The organism is Floridaenema aerugineum BLCC-F46 (assembly GCF_041929345.1).
GTDB classification, from domain to species: Bacteria; Cyanobacteriota; Cyanobacteriia; order Cyanobacteriales; family Aerosakkonemataceae; genus Floridanema; species Floridanema aerugineum.
In genome coordinates, this window is record NZ_JBHFNQ010000161.1 from 1 (window position 1) to 18,086 (window position 18,086).

Below are 18,086 nucleotides of genomic sequence, written 5' to 3' on the forward strand. Positions count from 1 at the left end.
TATTGTTTTTTTTTTTAAATTTTTTTTTTTTTTTTTTTTTTCTTTTGTTTTTTTTTTTTTTTTAAAATTTTTATTTTTTGTTGTTTCTTTTTTTCTAATATAACCAACGCTTTACCCCCCAAACCCCCCAACAACGTACTCATTAGTTTGGTGGATCGAAGCGGTTGACAAAGGCAGCGATCGCAATCATCGGTAAACTCACACCCAAACAAATCAACCATTGATCTAAATTCATTGGTGCAGTCTTAAATACACTGTTAATAAACTCAGAATTAGCAAAGATAATTTGCAGAATTACAGCCACGATAATCCCGGCAGCTAAAGCAGGTGCGCCATTAACTTTTTCCTTCGATCCATTGAACTTCGCTATCAAAGAAGGAACTAATTGGCTGATACTGAGCAAATAAAATATTCGCCCCATTACTAACGCTTGAATTGCCATAGTCCGAGCTAATTCTATACTACCCCAAGGCGCTTGACGTACCCATTCAAACATTCCGAAAATCAGCGTCCAGTTGTAGAGAGAAATTGCCAAAATTCGCTTAAGTCGATTCACCGTCAAGAAAGGCTCATTAACCGGACGTGGTGGGCTTTTCATCACTCCTGCTGACTTCGGTTCAAAGGATAAAGGCACAGTCATTGTGATGGAGTTGAGCATATTTAGCCAGAGAATTTGTAGAGATAAAATTGGCAATTCTCTGCCCAACAAAGTACTAATTAAAATTGTCATTGATTCCCCACCATTCACAGGTAGGATAAAGCAAATTGCTTTCAGGAGGTTTTTATAAACCGATCGCCCTTCCTCAACCGCAGATTCAATCGAAGCAAAGTTATCATCAGTTAATATCATATCTGATGCTTCTTTTGCCACTTCCGTACCACTTCCCATCGCAATCCCGATGTCTGCTTGCTTCAAGGCGGGGGCATCATTTACCCCATCTCCTGTCATAGCGACAATCTCACCTTTGGATTGCAAAGCTTCAACAATTCGCAGCTTTTGTTCGGGTGCAACACGGGCGAATACACTGCCTTCTTCTACCGCATTTGCTAGTTCCGAATTACTCATTTCTGCAAGTTGAGCACCCGTGTAAGCAATCACTTTTTTATTCTTGCGAAATCCCATACGGCGGGCGATCGCTTGGGCGGTTGTAATGTGATCGCCAGTAATCATTTTTACTTGAATTCCGGCACCTTGACAAGCGTGAACAGCTGCGATCGCTTCCGGGCGGGGCGGATCGATCATCCCTTGCAAACCAATAAAAATTAACCCGGTTTCAATATCTGGATGATCCACAGATTCTTGAGTTGGTGGCACCAGTTTCTTAGCAAAAGCTAGTACCCGCAACCCATTTTTTGCTAACTCATTCACTCGCTGTTCAATAACTTCGTGATTCACATAAGTGGCATTTCCTTCTGCATCTAACGCCGAAGTACAACGCTTGAGAATCGACTCTACTGAACCTTTAATAAAAATCACATTTCCGGTGCGGTTTTTGTGCAGCGTTGCCATATATTGAAACTGTGATTCAAAGGGAATAGAATCTAAGCGAGGATATAGTTTATCGATCGCTTGCTGAATCATTCCTGCTTTCGCCGCCGCACTAATTAACGCCCCTTCAGTTGGATCGCCAACTACTACCCAATTACCATTTTTTTGTTCTAAATGTGAGTCATTACACAACAAACCAGCTTTCAAACATTCTTCCAAAGTGGGATTTTGCTTTAAATCAACTGGTTGTTGATTCAAGATAATTTTCCCCTCTGGATTGTAACCTCTTCCCGAAACAGTGTAAGGTAAACCCCCTGCTAAAATACCTTGCACTGTCATTTGATTTTCGGTTAAAGTTCCCGTTTTATCCGAACAAATGACAGTTGCGCCGCCCAATGTTTCCACTGCTGGCATTTTCCTGACAATGGCATGACGACTCGCCATTCTGTTTACGCCAACAGCTAAAGTCACGGTAATTACTGCTGGTAAACCTTCAGGAATTGCGCCGACAATTAACGCAACGGCTGCTTCTACCGCATCATTAAAAGTTCTTTGCCCTAACCCGATCGCAAAAGTTAAGGTTGCCATAAATAGCACGAAAAACAACCAATTTTGGCTAAATTGATTGAACTTGCGAGTTAAAGGTGTAGTCAGGTGAACTCGTTGATCTAATAATTGGGAAATCTTGCCAGTTTCGGTGTTATTTCCGGTAGCGATAACTACACCAGTACCTTGCCCAAAGGTAACAAAACCGCCAGCATAAGCCATGTTATCCCGTTCAGCTAAAGGCGTTTCCGGTTGTAAAAGTATTTCGGAAATATCTTTTTCTACGGCTACAGATTCCCCAGTTAAGGCAGATTCATCTATTTGTAAATCCCTGATTTTCAGTAAGCGCAAATCAGCCGGAACTTTATCACCAGATGTAAGTAAAACAATGTCACCTGGAACTAATTCTTCTGAAGAAATGCGGAGTTTTTTGCCATTGCGAATTACAGAAGCTTCGGTTTTTACAGCGGAAGCTAATGCGGCGATCGCACCCTCAGCTTTAGACTCTTGCACAAAGCTAATTATCGCGTTAGTAGTCGTAACCCCCCAAATTACCCCCGCATTTACCCATTCACCAAGAATTGCTTTAATTGCCCCGGCACTTAATAAAATAATTAACAGGGGTTGATTAAACTGCAAAATAAACTTTAACCAAGCAGGTTTTCCTTTTTTAGCAGTTAGTTGGTTGAGCCCATATTCCGCTTGTCGCTGAACTACTTCTTCGTTACTTAAACCATTTTCTAAGTCTGTATTTAATAAATAACAAATTTTATCTTCCGGTAAACTGTGCCACTGTTGTTCTAGTAACTCCTGTTTATCGATCGCCAACATACTGCCCTCTCCAAAGCTATATTAATAGCTTCAAATCTGGCAATAAAACTTAGATGAAACAGAAATGAGAAACTTCTAATTGTTCGTAGTAGCGACTTGGGTCGTACAAAAGGACTAAGTAGATGTAAATAAAGTGGTAATAGTTATATGAGGATGGGGCGGGCAGGATGCCCACCCCACAAGAAAACTGTAACTCTTGTGGGGCGGGCAAGATGCCCACCCCACAAGAAAACTGTAACTCTTGTGGGGCGGGCATCCTGCCCGCCTTAGTTTTCAATTTATTTATATCTACCTACTTAAAGTCCTCACAACAAACCAGACTCTAAACAACAAAAAAACAGGGCTCTAACCCTGTTCATTGTCAACGGCTGAAAACGTTTTTGGTGGAGTGCTAGTTAAACTAGTGATTTGTCCATGTACGCTTGCATTTTTTCATGGTCAAACTTAAGATTTCATAAGCAACACCGAATTCCGCCTTTGCAGTTCGATATTTTTTTATAGCCGTGCCATCAGCAAAGCTGATATTTTTTTAGGTTGATAGCTTTATCTCTCAGAGTAGCCCTCTCTGATTGGCTATCATCTTTAATTGTGCTACTGGTTTTTAAGATATCTATGAGAAGTACATGAGAAAGTTCTCATGAAAGTTATCACCAAACCAACCCAACTTTTGCCAGAGATAACTTTGTAGGGTGCGTCAGAAAAGCCAAAATAGCCCTTAATTTAAAGATTATCGTGCTGACGCACCTTTAGATTGTACTAGCTCCTAAAAATTCAAGTACAGAAACGATACCCCATCCCCCGAACGGTTTCAATTTTGTCGCTACCTAATTTTTTGCGAAGATAGCCAACATAAACATCGACAATATTAGAATTTGGGTCATAGTCGTAACCCCAAACGCTACTTAAGAGTTGTTCTCGACTTAAAACTTGTCCGGGATGACGTAAGAAAGTTTCGGCTAAGATAAATTCACGGGCGGATAATTCAACGTAACGATCGCCTACAGAAACCTTACGCGATCGCAAATCTAATAGAATTTCCCCAACTTGTAATATTAAATCATCTTTTTTAGCAAAAGAGGTGCGATCGCGCAACCTAACCCGCACTCGCGCCAACAACTCCTCAAACCGGAAAGGTTTAGTCACATAATCATCCGCGCCACCTTCCAACCCCGCCACCTTATCCGCCACATCATCACGCGCCGTCAGAATAATTACCGGAAGCGTTTCCCCCCTTCCCCGCAACTCTTCCAAAACTTCTAAACCATCTTTCCCCGGTAAACCCAAATCCAGAATTAACAAATCAAAATCTTTACTATCAGCCATCCTTGCTGCGGCTTGCCCATCATCTACTATTACAGTAGTAAAGCCATTAGCCTTTAAACCTTTCTCTAAAAAAGATGCAATTCGCGGTTCGTCTTCAGCAATGAGAATTCTATTCATTTTATCTCTTACCTCAACGCCATTACCCGCAAAGTAATTAATTCCCACAGCTTAACTGAGATCTTGCACGCTTGAGGCAGAGCCTCTATTTTTTCGTTCCCAGGTTCAACCAGGGAACGAGATCTAAGAGGTTCTACCTCCCAGGCGGCGAAATTTGAGTTAAGCTGAAGTCCTCGCCAGGGAAACCAAAAACAATATTTAGTCCGATTCAGAGCACTTTCGCTATCAGCAAGGAAATTTAATCCCTTGCGGGTGAGGATGTTAGTGCAGTATTCGCGATTCATAACAAAGAGAATCAAATATTTAGATCATGCCTCGTTTTTTCAACTTCACTAAGGCATCTTCAGCAGCACACTTTTCGGCATCTTTTTTGCTGCGTCCCTTGCCTTCTCCATACTTTTCCTCACCTACATACACTTTGGAAAGGAATTCTGGAGCATGAGACTCCCCACCTGCTTGAACTGTAACATATTTAGGCAATAACGTTGTGCCAAGATTAGCCATTACCCATTGCTGAAACTGATTTTTAGTATCTACATTCGATCAAGTCACTACTAACTCTGTGTTCCCAGAAACCCGGTTTCTCCAAGAAACCGGGTTTCTTTAGTTTCTTTGCCGCATTTCCTACTTCTGTTTTGGCGGAAAGACCCTACTTAAATCTAAAGATAAATCAGGAAAAGGAGGTAATGCGATCGCCTGATTTGGTAAAACAATTCGTCGATTCTGATAACCAAAATTTCCTTGACTATTCTGAAAAGGTTCACTGTGAGCTTCTAACTGATTATCGAATAAATTAAATATCCAATAGTCAGAGATTCCTGCTTCCGCATAGAGAGATAACTTCACTTCTCGATCGTAATTCAAAGTAGAATCGGAAATTTCTATAATCAGTAACACATCATTTGGTATAGGGTGAGCAGATAAATAGTCATCAGGCTTGTTTTTTACGATCGCCAAATCTGGTTCAGGTTCGCTGTTATTTAGTAGTAAGATGGGAGATTGACAACGAAGAGTTGCTGCATCTCCTAAGAGTCTAACTAATTCTCGAAGCAATTTAGAAATACAAGTTTCGTGAGCCGTACCTTTTGCCGCCATTTCGATAATTTCTCCCCTGATTAATTCTATGCGATCGTCCTCATGAAAAAAGCCAATCTCTGTGAGTTTGTGATATTCTTCTAAAGTGAAGCGTTTAGCTTGAGCAATCTTCATAACTTTTCCCTTAGTTCACCTTACTACTAATGTAATGCTATTTATGACTTTATAGGTTTTAGATCCCCCTAAATCCCCCTTACCAAGGGGGACTTTGAAAGAATTTTCCCCCTTAATAAGAAGGATGAATCATGTCCCCCCCTTAATCAGAAGGATGAATCATGTCCCCCCTTAATCAGAAGGATGAATCATGTCCCCCCTTAATAAAAAGGATGAATCATGTCCCCCCTTAATAAGAAGAATGCTAAATCATGTCCCCCCCTTATTAAGGGGGGTTAGGGGGGATCGAAGTTGTGACTCGCAAAAGTTACTATTATTATTTAATATTAGAGGCAACTTCGATCGGTAAAATCAACAGAAAAGTTGCACCTTTACCCAACTCACTTTCTAATTCTACTCTTCCTTCATGAGCCTCGACAATTGCCTTAACAATTGCCAAACCTAAACCGTAACCTTCGGAACGTCTGCGACTATTCGCTACCCTAGCAAACCTTTCAAAAATTCGCTTTTGTTCTGTTGGGGGAATGCCTTCCCCAGTATCGCGTACCCAGAAATAAACTTCGTTATTTTTAACCGCAGAACCTAAAAAAATTGCATCTTCTCGCTTGGTATGTTGTACAGCATTCTGGGCTAAATTCATCATTGCTTGAGTTAGTCTTTGGCGATCGGCTAAAATTAGACAAAAAGCTTGAGATTCGATCTGCCAATGGCGATCGCCCAAAGCTTTCGCCTTAGCAAACAATTCCTCCGTAAACACCTCAACATCAACAGTTTCTAAATTCAAAAAATCTGGTCTTTCCGCCTTTGCTAATAACAATAAATCATTCACTAACCGACTCATTCTGTCCAATTCATCAGTAACGATCGCCAAAGTTTCCTTTTGTTCTTCAGGATCGTCCCCTAACAATTCTAAATGACCGCGAATAATTGTAATCGGCGTTCTTAATTCATGACCTGCATCATTAATAAAATTGCGTTGACTAGTAAAAGCTGCCTCCAATCTATCCAACATCGCATTAAAAGTCATCGTTAATTCAGCAATATCATCTGAACCTTCAACCGCTATTCTTTCGCCCACATTAGAACCACTAATTGAATGCGCTGTGGCAGTTAACAAACGCAAAGGTCTTAACACCCTTCCCCCTACCGCCCAAATTACTACAGCAGCAATCACTAAGATCATTAATGTTACTAAAACCATCACAACTGTAACTTCATTCAGCTTTTTCAACTCGCTCTCTGTCGAGTGCATAACAACAAAGACACCTGGGTTTTCCCCATCAATATTAACTGGTATAGCAAAATATCTAATATTATCTTTAGGAGTAATCTTTTCCCCCTTTTGCGGTTTAGTAATTCTAGACCAACGTTTGAGTAAGTTTTTATCCCGCGCCAGGGTTTCCGGTAAAGCTGTAGGACTAGCTTTATAAAATTTACCGTTAATAAAAGTCACCATAAATTGTCCGTCAACCGGAATATTTCGCGACAAAAAATCATCAAATAAATCATTGATTTCACAACAATCCAATTCGCGATATCCGGCAAATAATTGCCGAAACTCTGTGACCTCTTGCACCAAAATTTGTTTGCTGCGTTCTTCTAACCGGACAGAAAGCACCTGACGCACCGCAAAAACAGTTAAAGTTGTAGAGCAAGTCATTAACAGCACGTACCACATAATGATCCGGGTACGGAGTCCGTAAAAAACTCGCCGCCATCCCGCAAAATTTTGAGTGTTAGTCATCGGATTTTAGATTTTAGATTTTAGATTTTAGATTTTTCAGCCAAATCTAAAATTGGTAGGTTGGAAGTCGGAAGTTGTAGGGTGCGTCAGATCATAAATCTAAGCGACAACATCAGGGTTTTAGCTTCTGACGCACCTTACTAATTGTCCCAGTTGTGTAAGTCCTAGTTTAGTTGCTGCAACCAAAGTTGTAGTTGTAGGGTGCGTCAGATCATAAATCTAAGCGACAACATCAGGGTTTTAGCTTCTGACGCACCTTACTAATTGTCCCAGTTGTGTAAGTCCTAGTTTAGTTGCTGCAACCAAAGTAACCCCCCAAGCTGACTAATTACAAGGGAAGAAGTTCTTATTTCCTGCTATGCTAAAAGATCTGGATGTGCAAACTCGGAAAAAATGCCTGCGTCAACTCTCCCCCAAATTACCGCTTTTCCCTTAGCTGCTGTTGTCGGACAAGAAGCAATCAAGTTAGCATTGCTGTTGGCAGCGATCGATCCGACATTGGGAGGAGTAGCGATCGCAGGTCGCAGAGGAACCGCCAAATCAGTCATGGCGCGTGCTTTACACTCGCTTTTACCACCTATTGAAGTGATTAAAGGTTCTTTCTGTAACGAAGCACCTTCAATAACAGAGTCTCAAGAAACCCAAATCATCCCTGCGCCTTTCGTGCAAATTCCCTTGGGAACTACCGAAGACAGATTGCTCGGTTCCGTAGAGGTGGAAAAATCTGTTAAACAAGGAGATACCGTCTTTCAACCAGGGTTACTCGCTTCCGCACACCGAGGAGTTCTCTACGTCGATGAAATTAACCTCCTAGATGACCAAATTTCCAACCAACTTTTATCAGTATTATCCGAAGGACGCAACATCATAGAACGGGAAGGAATTAGTTTCGAGCATCCTTGCCAACCTTTATTTATTGCCACTTATAATCCAGAAGAAGGGCCATTGCGGGAACATTTGCTCGATCGCATCGCCATCACTTTATCAGCTGATGGGGTTTTAGGGTTGGACGATCGTGTACAAGCAGTCGAACAAGCATTAGAATTCTCTCGTTCCCCCCAACAATTCCTCTCCCAATACACCGAAGACATCGACAACCTAAAAACCCAAATCATCCTAGCGCGAGAATGGCTTAAAGAAGTTACCATCAGCAAAGAGCAAATCACCTATTTAGTAGAAGAAGCAATACGCGCCGGAGTAGAAGGACATCGCGCCGAACTCTTCGCCGTCAGAGTCGCCAAAGCAGCAGCAGCATTCGATGGACGAAACACCGTCAACTCAGAAGACTTGCGCCGCGCCGTAGAATTGGTAATTGTTCCTCGCGCCACAGTCGTTCAAACTCCCCCAGAACAACAACCACCCCCACCACCTCCCCCACCCCCACCACCCCCGGAAGATCAATCTGAACAAGAACAAGAAGAAGACGAAGAGGAAAAAGAAGAACCGGAAGAACCTCAAGAACAGGAAATGAACGTTCCTGAAGAATTCCTTTTCGATCCCGAAGGCATAATTCTCGATCCCACTGTGCTGTATTTCGCACAAATGGCGCAACGTCGCGGAAAGTCAGGAACTCGCAGCAAAATCTTTTCTGACGATCGCGGTCGTTACGTTAAACCCATGTTACCCAAAGGTCGCGTGCGCCGCATAGCAGTAGATGCCACCTTACGCGCAGCTGCACCTTACCAAAAAGCTAGGCGCGAACGCCAACCTGACAGAAAAGTAATTGTTGAACAGGGAGATATTCGTTCTAAACGTTTGGTACGCAAAGCCGGATCTTTGGTAGTGTTTGTCGTAGATGCCTCTGGTTCAATGGCATTAAATAGAATGCAATCAGCAAAGGGCGCGGTAATGTCGCTACTGACCGAAGCTTACCAAAACCGCGACCAAGTGGCGTTAATTCCTTTTAGAGGAGAACACGCCGATGTGCTGTTACCGCCAACTCGTTCCATTGCTTTAGCAAAGCGGCGCTTGGAACTTTTGCCTTGTGGCGGTGGTTCACCCTTAGCTCATGGTTTAACTCAAGCGGTAAGAGTGGGAATAAATGCCCAGATGTCGGGAGATATTGGTCAGGTAGTTATTGTAGCGATAACTGACGGTCGTGGCAATATCCCGCTGGCACGTTCTTTGGGAGAACCAATAGAGGAAGGGGAAAAACCGGATATTAAGGCGGAATTGTTGGAAATTGCGGCAAGAATTCGCGGTTTGGGAATTCAGCTGTTGGTAATTGATACGGAAAATAAGTTTATTTCTACTGGTTTTGCTAAGGAGTTGGCAAAGAATGCTGGTGGAAAGTATTATCATTTACCGAAGGCGACGGATCAGGCAATTGCTGGAGTGGCGAAAAGTGCGATCGCAGATCTAAAATCTCGTTAGCTTTGCAATCCGTAGGGTGCGAAGCGTGTTAACGTAACGCACCATTATCCCAATTAAATTGATGGATGAAATCAGCTTTGCTTTACCAACCGGATGTATTCTCCGCCCAGCTAACGCCAGCGATATTTGGGAAATTCGGAAGTTGGTTTTTAGTGCTAAGTTAGATCCGACTCAGTTACGCTGGCAACAATTTTCGGTGATTGAATGTGATAAGAAAATTGTTGCTTGTGGGCAATTGCGTTCTTTTTCTGGGGCGCAAGAATTAAGTAGTTTGGTAGTGTTACCTGCTTGGCGAAATCAAGGTTTAGGAAGTTATTTAGTAAAACATTTAATTCAGCAAGCGAGTCAACCTCTGTATTTAGAATGTGCTAGTTGGTTAGAACAATTTTATACTCAGTTTGGTTTTGTATCTATCTCTTGGCGAGAAGTTCCATCACCGTTGAAAGAGAAATTTCGGATTACTCAATTTGCTACGAAAATAGTTCCTATTATGTCTTTGAAAGTTATGCAGTATCGTGGAGTTGAAACGCCGACAGATGAAAAACAAACTCCCTTATCTTGATTTTATTGAACAAGAACTTAGACTTTCTTCAAATCAGCAAAATAAACCTTTAGTCATTGACTTATTTGCTGGATGTGGAGGAATGGCGCTAGGTTTTGAAGCGGCAGGTTTTCAAACAGTTGGTTATGAAATTCTCGAAGATGCTTGTGCGACTTATCAGTTAAATTTACAAAATCCATGTCATAAAATTAATCTTACACCATCCTCTGATTTAATTGAAGGAGCAGAAGTAATTATTGGTGGGCCACCATGTCAACCTTTTAGTGTTGGCGGAAATCAACTAGGATTAAAAGATAGTCGTGATGGTTTCCCAACTTTCATTTCTGCGGTGAAACGTTACCGCCCAAAACTTGCTTTATTTGAAAATGTTCGAGGAATGCTTTTTCGCAATAAAGCCTACTTTGAAGAAATTGTTTATGCTTTAGAGTCACTTAATTATATTGTAGAATGGCAACTTTTAAATGCCGCCCATTATGGCGTACCCCAAAAAAGAGAACGTCTTTTTTGTGTAATACATCAAGGCGGTTGGGAATGGCCTAAAAAAACTCATCTTCACTCACCTTATACTGCTGGAGATGCGTTAGGAGAATTAGCATTTTCTGTCCCCAATAACTCAAAATTTCTCACTCCTAGCATGGATGAATATGTTAAAAAATATGAGTTGGCATCTAAATGTATTAGACCAAGAGATTTACATTTAGATGCACCTTCTAGAACTGTTACTTGTCGCAATTTAAGCGGTGCAACAGGTGATATGTTGAGGGTAAAATTACCCGATGGACGCAGAAGAAGATTGACAGTTCGTGAAGGTGCGCGGTTGCAAAGTTTTCCCGATCGATTTAAATTTCAAGGTTCGGAAAATAGTCAATTTAACCAAATTGGTAATGCTGTTCCTCCAATTTTAGCAAAGGCTCTAGCTCTTTCTGTAAAAGCTTATTTAGATAATAGTCAAACAACATTATCAACAGAAGTTTTTCGACCTACTCAATATATTTTTTAGTACGTTGTTGCGCTTTAGCGCTAAAGCGCAACAACGTACCTGGGCGGTATGTGACATTTTTTTTACATACCGCTGACAAAGTAGGACAAATGTACTATAATATATCCAGATTCGATCGAGCTAGACAATTCTCTCTTAAAAGCTCATCCCCTGTTCAGTATTTGTGTTCCCAATCAAATAAAAATGGGCATTCTAATCAAAAGCAGTGCCCAGTCTCAGCTTGTTAACCTAAAAAAAAGGACAACCAGCATGAATAATGTTGCCGTAAAAGACAGCAAAACCAAAATTTTAGAAGCATTTCAACGCCTCCTTGCAGAAAAGCAAAAAATTGATTCCAAAGTAGCTACCAAAGAAGAGGAAGCGGAGAAGGAAAAGAACAAAAAAACTCTCGAAGTCGCTTCTACATATACAGTTGATAGCATTGTCAAAGGTTTAGCAGATCTACAATTAGAATTTGGCAGCATTATTACCGGACTTTCCAGCAAATTAACCGCAGAAACTACCAAACTCGACGAACTTAAAAAAGCAATTGTAATTGAAAATCAGCATTTACAAGAACTTCAGCAAGTGCGAGTTGTAGCTGATGCACTGCACATTTTAACTCAAGAACATCAAGAACAACTCAGATCGATCGAAGAAAATGCCACCAATCAACGAGAAAGTTTAGATAAAGAAATCAGCGAAACTCGCAAAAGTTGGCAGAAAGAACAAGAAGAATTTACTGCAACAATCAGAGAACAAACCGAATTATTAACCGCAGAAAGGCAGCGTCAAGAGGCAGATTATCAATATGAATTAGAGCGAAATCGCAAAATTAAAACCGATGAATATGAAGAGTTTCGCCGCAAATTAGAGCGAGAATTACAACAATCTAATCAAGAAAAAGAGAAAGATTGGACAGAAAGAGAAAGAATTTTAACCGCTAATCAAGCATTATTTGAAGAATACCGGAAAAAAGTCGAAGCTTTTCCCGCAGAAATGGACGAAGCGACTAAGAAAGCTTACGGCGAAGGTATTTCGGAAGTTAACCAAGAAGCGAAAGTCAAATCCGATTTGTTTGAGAAAGAATGGGAAGCAAGCAAACAATCTTATGAGTTAAAAATTCAAGCTTTGGAACAGAAAATTCAGCGCCAAACTGAACAAATTACTGAGCTTACTAGTCAGCTACAAAATGCTTTGAGACAAGCTCAAGACTTGGCAATGAGAGCTTTTGAAAGTTCTGCTGCTAAAACCAACAAAGCTCAGTAATACCAATTCCGGGTTAATTATCTCCCTCTTTCCTCTGCGTTCTCTGTGCCTCTGCGGTTCAATAATAAAGAGGGTTCATATTTGCAATTTTTGGAGTTGAATAATGGCAGTCAGAAAACCTAACGAAAAAAATACCAAAGCGGAGATTTTGACAGCTTTTAATCAATTGTTGGAGGAGAAAAAAGCGATCGAATCCCAACTGGCACAATTAGCCAAAGAGCCAAAACAAGTAATTGAAGTTAAGCCAGCGACAGAGACAAAATCTATGAATTCCACATTAAATAATGCCGGGAAACAGAAAATTCAGCAAACAATTGATATTCTCGCTAATCTGCAATTAAGCTTTGGTAGTGCAGTTAGTGATTTATCCGAAAAACTAACCTTAGAAGCTGCTAAATTACAAGAAATTCAGCAGTTAGTCTCTACAGAAATCCAAGAACTGCAAGAATTACATAATTTAGAAGCAATTGATGATGATACTCTTGATGAATTAATTACCCAATATCAACAAAGTGCTAAAGCATTTGCAGAGGAATTTAACCAACGCCGAGAAACTTTAGAACAAGAAATTCTGGCAGCAAATAAAGCTTGGACAAAAGAACAAGAACAGCAACAACGGACGATTAAAGAACGCAACGAGACACAAACAAAAACTCGGCTACGAGATGCAAGTGAGTACAAATATGAATTAGAATTGCAGCGCAAGTTAAATACTGATGAATACGAACAAGCTCAGAAAACTTTGTATAAAGAGTTGGAAGAATTACAACAAACTCAAGAAAAACAATGGGCGGAACGAGAAAAAACGATTTCGGAACGGGAAAAACAATTTGCAGAATACAAAACTAAAGTAGAAGCATTCCCTAAAGAATTAGAAGCTGCGGTGAAAAAATCTCAAGAAAATGGTAGAGGATTAGGGCATTATCAAACTAAGGTAAAAGCAGATTTGCGTGCCAAAGAAGTAGAAGGGGAAAGACGAGTTTATGAATTGCGGATTCAGTCTTTAGAAGAAACAATTCAAAATCAAGAAGCACGGATTAATAATTTGGCGAAACAGCTTGATTCTGCGTTGAAACAAGTGCAAGATTTAGCGGTGAAAGCGATCGAAGGTTCTTCTAACATCTCTTCATTCCAAGCTGTTAAAGAAATTGCCTTAGAACAAGCTAAAACCAAAACTAACAATAAGTAAAATTTTCTCAACTTAAGGTGGGGTAACACCCACCGGATTTAGCTTGCTAAACCAGCAGTTTGAGGATGTAACATAGAAACTAATTGATCTAGTCCTTTTTGTAAATGTCTGCTTACTGTCATTGGGCTAACGCCAATTGTTTTAGCAGCTTCTTTGCGGGGTAACTCCCGGAGAAATACACACTCAATAGCGGCTCTAGTTTTTTCTTCTAATTGACTCATTGCACCTTGTAATTGCTGACGATCTTCTTCCAAATATTGTAAATTTTGGTAGTGAGCATCAGCTAAAGTATCTCCTAAACTAATAGGAACATCTACTTGATTACCAACGGTAGCATCTAAACTCAAAGGCTGACGATTTTGGGCAGCTAATTTGCTTTGTTGCCATTCTTGTAGAGGAACATCAAGTGCTTTGGCGATTTCTGCATCACTTGCCGATCGCCCAAACTTAGTTGTATATTCCTTTTGAAATTTTTCTCCGTCACTATACAATTCTTGCCAGCGACGAGGCACTTTTACCACACTACTTTTATCACGTAAAAAGTGGAGCATTTCCCCGCGAATATAAGGAATAGCAAAAGAGCTAAAAGCACAACCTTGATTGGGATTAAAACGTTCGATCGCCCGAATTAAACCGAGATACCCAATCTGTACGAGATCTTCATAAGGTTCAGCACATTGATGTCTAAATCTATGGGCTACCTTACGCACTAATCCAGCATGAATTTGTACTAATTTATTTCTTTTGCTAACTGAGGGATTATTGTAGTAGGAAATTAAAAGTTCGATTCCATAAGAACTAAGATCGATTTGAGTTGCTGTCATAATAATCCTCTGCGGAAAATCCTTTGTTTAAGTACAGTTCTTAGGCAAGATCTCGTAGGGCAAGAATTTGAGTATTAACCCTATCTGAATTTATTGTCTTCAGTTTCGCTAAGATTAACCATCGTTCTTCCACTGAATTCTGTGCAGAGTTGATCCCAAGATTCCGCAGAAATACGTATGCGTTAGCGCTAAAGACGCGCTAAAATCCAATTTATTTTTATCCAAAGCTAAACCACCCGCGATGCCCCTCCTAGTTGTTTAAGGAAAATCTGGGTAAAAATGGAATTAAGTGGTACTTATGGCTGACTAATCAAGAAACATAAAACTTGCCCTATGAGCAACACTAGCAACTTCCGCGAAGCAATTCGCCAATCTAAAAGCCAAGCACTTGTTGGCCCTAATGTGATCGCTAACGCCCTCCCTTATGTTGGCGCTGGTTTGGTTTTAACCGCATTAGGCACTTATGGCGGTTTGGGAGTGATCAAAACCTTCCCAAACTTATTCTTCCCAACTTTTATCGGCGCAGTTATCCTGGAGCTAATTCTTTTTTTTGTAGCTCAGGGCGTTGCTGAAAGAGGCAAAAATAGTGTGGCGCTGCCCCTGCTGGCTCTCTACAGCCTGCTGTCTGGCTACACTCTAAGTGGATTAGTTTTTGTGGCGCTCAGAACGCAAAATGTAGGTATTCAAGGCATTGGCATTGCTGCCCTTGGTTGTGGCGTTACCTTTATTGCCGCCCGTCAAATTGGTTCTAATTTATCCGATCCTGACGGCATGGCTTTGGCGAAAACAGTCAGACTAGGCATCATTGCCTTAGTTGTAGTTTGCCTTGCCCAATTCCTGTTTGCCATTTTTGGTGTGTTCACACCCACTTGGTTAGAAATCGCTATTTCCGGTATCGGTGTATTTCTGTTTGTCGGTTGTGCTGTGGTAGACTTCTACGTTTTACCTCGCAGCTATCGCGACGATCAGTATTTACCCGCAGCACTGTCAATGTACCTAACCTACATTAACTTGTTCGTCTTCATCCTGCGGTTAATTATCGCTATCAACAGTCGCGACTAATTAAGCAGGGGAGATGGGGAAAATATTAGACATCTCCTTTCCTCGATTGTAGAGACGTTGTATACAACGTCTCTACAATCTTTCGGTGGTAACGCACCTTTAATTTCTGGAGATGTCTATATTAACTACCCACTTCTTCTTTCCTGAGACCTTTTATAGTTAAGATAAAAATAGTCGATCGCTACGCCAAACATTATGCTCGAATTAGTAGACATCAAACGCGAAATCGAAAGTTTATCTCATCGCCTGGGTAAAACCCAGGACTATCTTTGACATACCTGCTCTGACTGCTAAAATTCAAGACTTAGAGCAGATAGCCTCGCAACCAGAATTTTGGAACGATCAAGACTCGGCTCAACAAACTCTGCAAGAACTGAATGATTTGAAATCGCACTTACAGCAGTTCTATGACTGGAAAAGTAGCTTGGAAGATACTAGAGCGATCGTAGAATTGCTAGAGTTAGAAGCCGACACTGCATTATTAACCGAAGCCCAAACTAACCTAAGTAACCTCAACCGAGAACTAGAACGCTGGGAATTACAACAGTTATTATCCGGCCCTTATGATGATCAAGGCGCAGTTTTAACAATTAATGCAGGTGCCGGAGGTACAGACGCACAAGACTGGGCAGAAATGTTACTGCGAATGTACAGACGTTGGGCAGAAAGCCAAGGTTACAAAGTGCATTTAGCAGAAATTTCCCAAGGGGATGAAGCAGGAATTAAATCTGCTACCTTGGAAATTGAAGGGCGTTACGCTTACGGTTACTTAAAAGCTGAAAAAGGCACTCACCGCCTAGTCAGAATTTCGCCCTTTAATGCTAACGGTAAAAGACAAACCAGCTTTGCAGGCGTAGAAGTCATGCCAATTCTAGACCACTCCGTAGAATTGGACATCCCAGACAAAGACTTAGAAATTACCACCTCTCGTTCTGGCGGAAAAGGCGGGCAAAACGTTAACAAAGTAGAAACAGCGGTACAAATTAAGCACATCCCCACTGGTATTGCTGTCCGCTGTACTGAAGAACGCTCTCAGCTACAAAACAAGGAGAAAGCCTTAGCTAGACTCAAAGCAAAACTACTAGTAATAGCCCAAGAACAACGCGCCCAAGAAATCGCCGAAATTCGCGGAGACATAGTAGAAGCTGCTTGGGGCAACCAAATCCGTAATTACGTTTTCCATCCCTATCAAATGGTAAAGGATGTCCGTACCAGTGTAGAAACTACTGCAATTACGGATGTCATGAACGGCGAACTCGATCCATTTATTCAAGCTTACCTACGCCAAGAAAATCAATTGGTGGAAAGTAATTCTGCTTAGGCAGAGGGGCTCCAGGGGCAGAGGGGCTCCAGGCGCAGAGGGGCAAAAAACTCCTTAACTCAAAACTCTCTCCAGGGCGGGTTTTGTATTTGACTCTTCTGTTGTGAGTAAAGATTTATCTGCTCTCACCCGCCCTGGAGAGTGAAAACTCTCAGAGTCTCCAGTCACCTTGTCACCTTGTCACCTTGTCCCAAGAGCCTCCGTATTGATTGTCTTAAACAAATTCTGAGGATCGGTAATACTATGCTGTGAAGGGACTAATCAAACTTGTTACATTGAAATGGAAAAATAGTAGCTAGTATATTCTGTAGAATTAAAAATCGTTATGAGTAACCCAACTTCACCCACCCAACCACCGGAAGTTTCTCCCTGTGAAACTACCACGCCACCTGTAGGAACTACTGGTGAACCACGGCCTAGTTATGTGAAACTGGCAATGCGTAATATGGTACGTAAGCGGGGTACTTCTCTGAAACACTTTTTTCTGACGACTATTAGCTTGTTAGGGGTTCTGATAGGTCTTTCTTATCTAACTCGTTGATAAATAGAAAAATTTGGATGGGAATTCGGAATCGGAGGATTTGGCGTGGAAGTAGAACTGAATGTACAGGATTATTTTTCGGAGTCATCCCTAACTACTGGGGTTGATGAGGAAACCTGGCAGAACTGGTTCTACGCTTGGCTAGAAACTTTGCAACCCAACAATTCCTCAGCAAAAAGCTATGAACTTAGCCTCCGCCTCACTGACGATGCGGAAATTCACTCACTTAACGCTCAGTATCGTCAGCAAGATAAGCCAACAGATGTTTTAGCATTTGCGGCTTTAGAAGTTGATATTCCTCAGCCAGATGAAATGCTAGAGTCTTTGCCGCTCTACCTGGGTGATATTGTAATTTCTGTTGATACTGCTCAAAGGCAGGCAATACAACAAGGTCACTCTTTGCAAATAGAGTTAGCTTGGTTAGCTGCTCATGGCTTACTTCATCTTTTAGGATGGGATCATCCTGATGATGAGAGTTTGAGGCGGATGCTGCATCAACAGACTAGCTTGTTGGAAACTATTGGCCTTGCTATTTAGACAAAATAAGTATTTCTTATGTCTGTGCAGGCAGTAGAACGGGTTGATTTTAATTTATTCTTTTCTCTGTGTGTGCTAGACATGAAACTGAATCAACAACTGATGCCATCAAAAAATTCTAAGTCCTCAAATCGCCATATCGTAGCTACTACTTCCGCTTCTGTGTCTGG

15 protein-coding genes and 1 pseudogene are annotated in these 18,086 nt (G+C 41.2%); 9 read left to right on the plus strand and 7 right to left on the minus strand.

Annotated elements, in window-relative coordinates:
- Window positions 1-14: 14 nt before the first annotated feature.
- The 6 genes and pseudogenes from ACE1CC_RS20550 to ACE1CC_RS20575 all read right to left on the minus strand — a co-directional run bounded on the left by ACE1CC_RS20550 (window position 15) and on the right by ACE1CC_RS20575 (window position 7,259).
- Entirely contained in the window at window positions 15-143 is a 129-nt protein-coding gene (locus ACE1CC_RS20550; protein WP_413272300.1) for a hypothetical protein, read from the minus strand.
- Window positions 143-2,866 carry a cation-translocating P-type ATPase gene (locus ACE1CC_RS20555; RefSeq protein WP_413272301.1) on the minus strand — a complete coding sequence of 908 codons (2,724 nt, stop codon included), beginning with the start codon at window positions 2,864-2,866 and terminating at the stop codon, window positions 143-145. The genes ACE1CC_RS20550 and ACE1CC_RS20555 overlap by 1 nt, the downstream gene beginning before the upstream one ends.
- A gap of 771 nt (window positions 2,867-3,637) precedes the next feature.
- The gene (locus ACE1CC_RS20560) at window positions 3,638-4,306 is read right to left on the minus strand and encodes a response regulator transcription factor (protein WP_413272302.1); all 669 of its coding nucleotides are present in this window, start codon (window positions 4,304-4,306) and stop codon (window positions 3,638-3,640) included.
- Between the two features lie 303 nt (window positions 4,307-4,609).
- Window positions 4,610-4,849, minus strand: a pseudogene (locus tag ACE1CC_RS20565) (putative dsRNA-binding protein); the annotation flags it as partial.
- Between the two features lie 81 nt (window positions 4,850-4,930).
- On the minus strand, window positions 4,931-5,515 hold the full coding sequence (locus tag ACE1CC_RS20570) for a Uma2 family endonuclease (protein ID WP_413272303.1): 585 nt from the start codon (window positions 5,513-5,515) through the stop codon (window positions 4,931-4,933).
- 316 nt (window positions 5,516-5,831) lie between these two features.
- Window positions 5,832-7,259, minus strand: a complete 1,428-nt coding sequence (locus ACE1CC_RS20575) for a sensor histidine kinase (RefSeq protein ID WP_413272304.1) — start codon at window positions 7,257-7,259, stop codon at window positions 5,832-5,834.
- Window positions 7,260-7,652: 393 nt separating this feature from the next.
- Between ACE1CC_RS20575 and bchD the strand changes: the two genes are divergently transcribed.
- From bchD to ACE1CC_RS20600, 5 genes are all read left to right on the plus strand, one after another.
- Window positions 7,653-9,632 carry a magnesium chelatase ATPase subunit D gene (gene bchD / locus ACE1CC_RS20580; protein WP_413272305.1) on the plus strand — a complete coding sequence of 660 codons (1,980 nt, stop codon included), beginning with the start codon at window positions 7,653-7,655 and terminating at the stop codon, window positions 9,630-9,632.
- Window positions 9,633-9,693: 61 nt separating this feature from the next.
- Complete coding sequence (locus tag ACE1CC_RS20585) at window positions 9,694-10,194, plus strand: GNAT family N-acetyltransferase (protein WP_413272306.1); 501 nt, start codon at window positions 9,694-9,696, stop codon at window positions 10,192-10,194.
- Entirely contained in the window at window positions 10,169-11,194 is a 1,026-nt protein-coding gene (locus tag ACE1CC_RS20590; RefSeq protein WP_413272307.1) for a DNA cytosine methyltransferase, read from the plus strand. Before ACE1CC_RS20585 ends, ACE1CC_RS20590 begins: the two co-directional genes overlap by 26 nt.
- A 249-nt stretch (window positions 11,195-11,443) precedes the next feature.
- Window positions 11,444-12,442, plus strand: coding sequence for a coiled-coil domain-containing protein (locus ACE1CC_RS20595; protein ID WP_413272308.1), 999 nt, complete (start codon window positions 11,444-11,446; stop codon window positions 12,440-12,442).
- 103 nt (window positions 12,443-12,545) lie between these two features.
- Entirely contained in the window at window positions 12,546-13,631 is a 1,086-nt protein-coding gene (locus ACE1CC_RS20600) for a coiled-coil domain-containing protein (protein WP_413272309.1), read from the plus strand.
- Window positions 13,632-13,669: 38 nt separating this feature from the next.
- Here ACE1CC_RS20600 and ACE1CC_RS20605 read toward each other — a convergent pair whose 3' ends face one another.
- On the minus strand, window positions 13,670-14,455 hold the full coding sequence (locus ACE1CC_RS20605) for an RNA polymerase sigma factor SigF (RefSeq protein WP_413265213.1): 786 nt from the start codon (window positions 14,453-14,455) through the stop codon (window positions 13,670-13,672).
- 333 nt (window positions 14,456-14,788) lie between these two features.
- On the opposite strand from ACE1CC_RS20605, the gene ACE1CC_RS20610 reads away from it, so the two are divergent.
- The 4 genes from ACE1CC_RS20610 (at window position 14,789) to ybeY (ending at window position 17,916) form a co-directional block, all read left to right on the plus strand.
- Window positions 14,789-15,517: a Bax inhibitor-1/YccA family protein gene (locus ACE1CC_RS20610; RefSeq protein WP_413272310.1), complete on the plus strand. Its 729-nt coding sequence runs from the start codon at window positions 14,789-14,791 to the stop codon at window positions 15,515-15,517.
- A 195-nt stretch (window positions 15,518-15,712) separates the two neighbouring features.
- A protein-coding gene (gene prfB, locus ACE1CC_RS20615) for a peptide chain release factor 2 (RefSeq protein ID WP_413272311.1) occupies window positions 15,713-16,838 on the plus strand; the annotation gives its coding sequence in 2 pieces (ribosomal slippage) (window positions 15,713-15,787 and window positions 15,789-16,838; 1,125 coding nt in all).
- A 325-nt stretch (window positions 16,839-17,163) separates the two neighbouring features.
- Window positions 17,164-17,379 carry a DUF3285 domain-containing protein gene (locus tag ACE1CC_RS20620; RefSeq protein ID WP_413272312.1) on the plus strand — a complete coding sequence of 72 codons (216 nt, stop codon included), beginning with the start codon at window positions 17,164-17,166 and terminating at the stop codon, window positions 17,377-17,379.
- 45 nt (window positions 17,380-17,424) lie between these two features.
- A complete protein-coding gene (gene ybeY, locus ACE1CC_RS20625; RefSeq protein ID WP_413272313.1) occupies window positions 17,425-17,916 on the plus strand; it encodes an rRNA maturation RNase YbeY in 492 nt (163 codons plus the stop codon).
- Window positions 17,917-18,086 lie beyond the last annotated feature (170 nt).

Excerpts from the sequence above, each read along its gene's own strand:
- ACE1CC_RS20555 (WP_413272301.1), bottom strand. The coding sequence starts at position 2,866 with ATGTTGGCGATCGATAAACAGGAGTTACTAGAACAACAGTGGCACAGT.
- ACE1CC_RS20560 (WP_413272302.1), bottom strand. The coding sequence starts at position 4,306 with ATGAATAGAATTCTCATTGCTGAAGACGAACCGCGAATTGCATCTTTT.
- ACE1CC_RS20570 (WP_413272303.1), bottom strand. The coding sequence starts at position 5,515 with ATGAAGATTGCTCAAGCTAAACGCTTCACTTTAGAAGAATATCACAAA.
- ACE1CC_RS20585 (WP_413272306.1), top strand. The coding sequence starts at position 9,694 with ATGGATGAAATCAGCTTTGCTTTACCAACCGGATGTATTCTCCGCCCA.
- ACE1CC_RS20620 (WP_413272312.1), top strand. The coding sequence starts at position 17,164 with ATGAGTAACCCAACTTCACCCACCCAACCACCGGAAGTTTCTCCCTGT.
- ACE1CC_RS20595 (WP_413272308.1), top strand. The coding sequence starts at position 11,444 with ATGAATAATGTTGCCGTAAAAGACAGCAAAACCAAAATTTTAGAAGCA.
- bchD (WP_413272305.1), top strand. The coding sequence starts at position 7,653 with ATGCCTGCGTCAACTCTCCCCCAAATTACCGCTTTTCCCTTAGCTGCT.
- ACE1CC_RS20575 (WP_413272304.1), bottom strand. The coding sequence starts at position 7,259 with ATGACTAACACTCAAAATTTTGCGGGATGGCGGCGAGTTTTTTACGGA.
- ACE1CC_RS20550 (WP_413272300.1), bottom strand. The coding sequence starts at position 143 with ATGAGTACGTTGTTGGGGGGTTTGGGGGGTAAAGCGTTGGTTATATTA.
- ACE1CC_RS20610 (WP_413272310.1), top strand. The coding sequence starts at position 14,789 with ATGAGCAACACTAGCAACTTCCGCGAAGCAATTCGCCAATCTAAAAGC.
- ACE1CC_RS20590 (WP_413272307.1), top strand. The coding sequence starts at position 10,169 with ATGAAAAACAAACTCCCTTATCTTGATTTTATTGAACAAGAACTTAGA.
- ACE1CC_RS20600 (WP_413272309.1), top strand. The coding sequence starts at position 12,546 with ATGGCAGTCAGAAAACCTAACGAAAAAAATACCAAAGCGGAGATTTTG.
- ACE1CC_RS20605 (WP_413265213.1), bottom strand. The coding sequence starts at position 14,455 with ATGACAGCAACTCAAATCGATCTTAGTTCTTATGGAATCGAACTTTTA.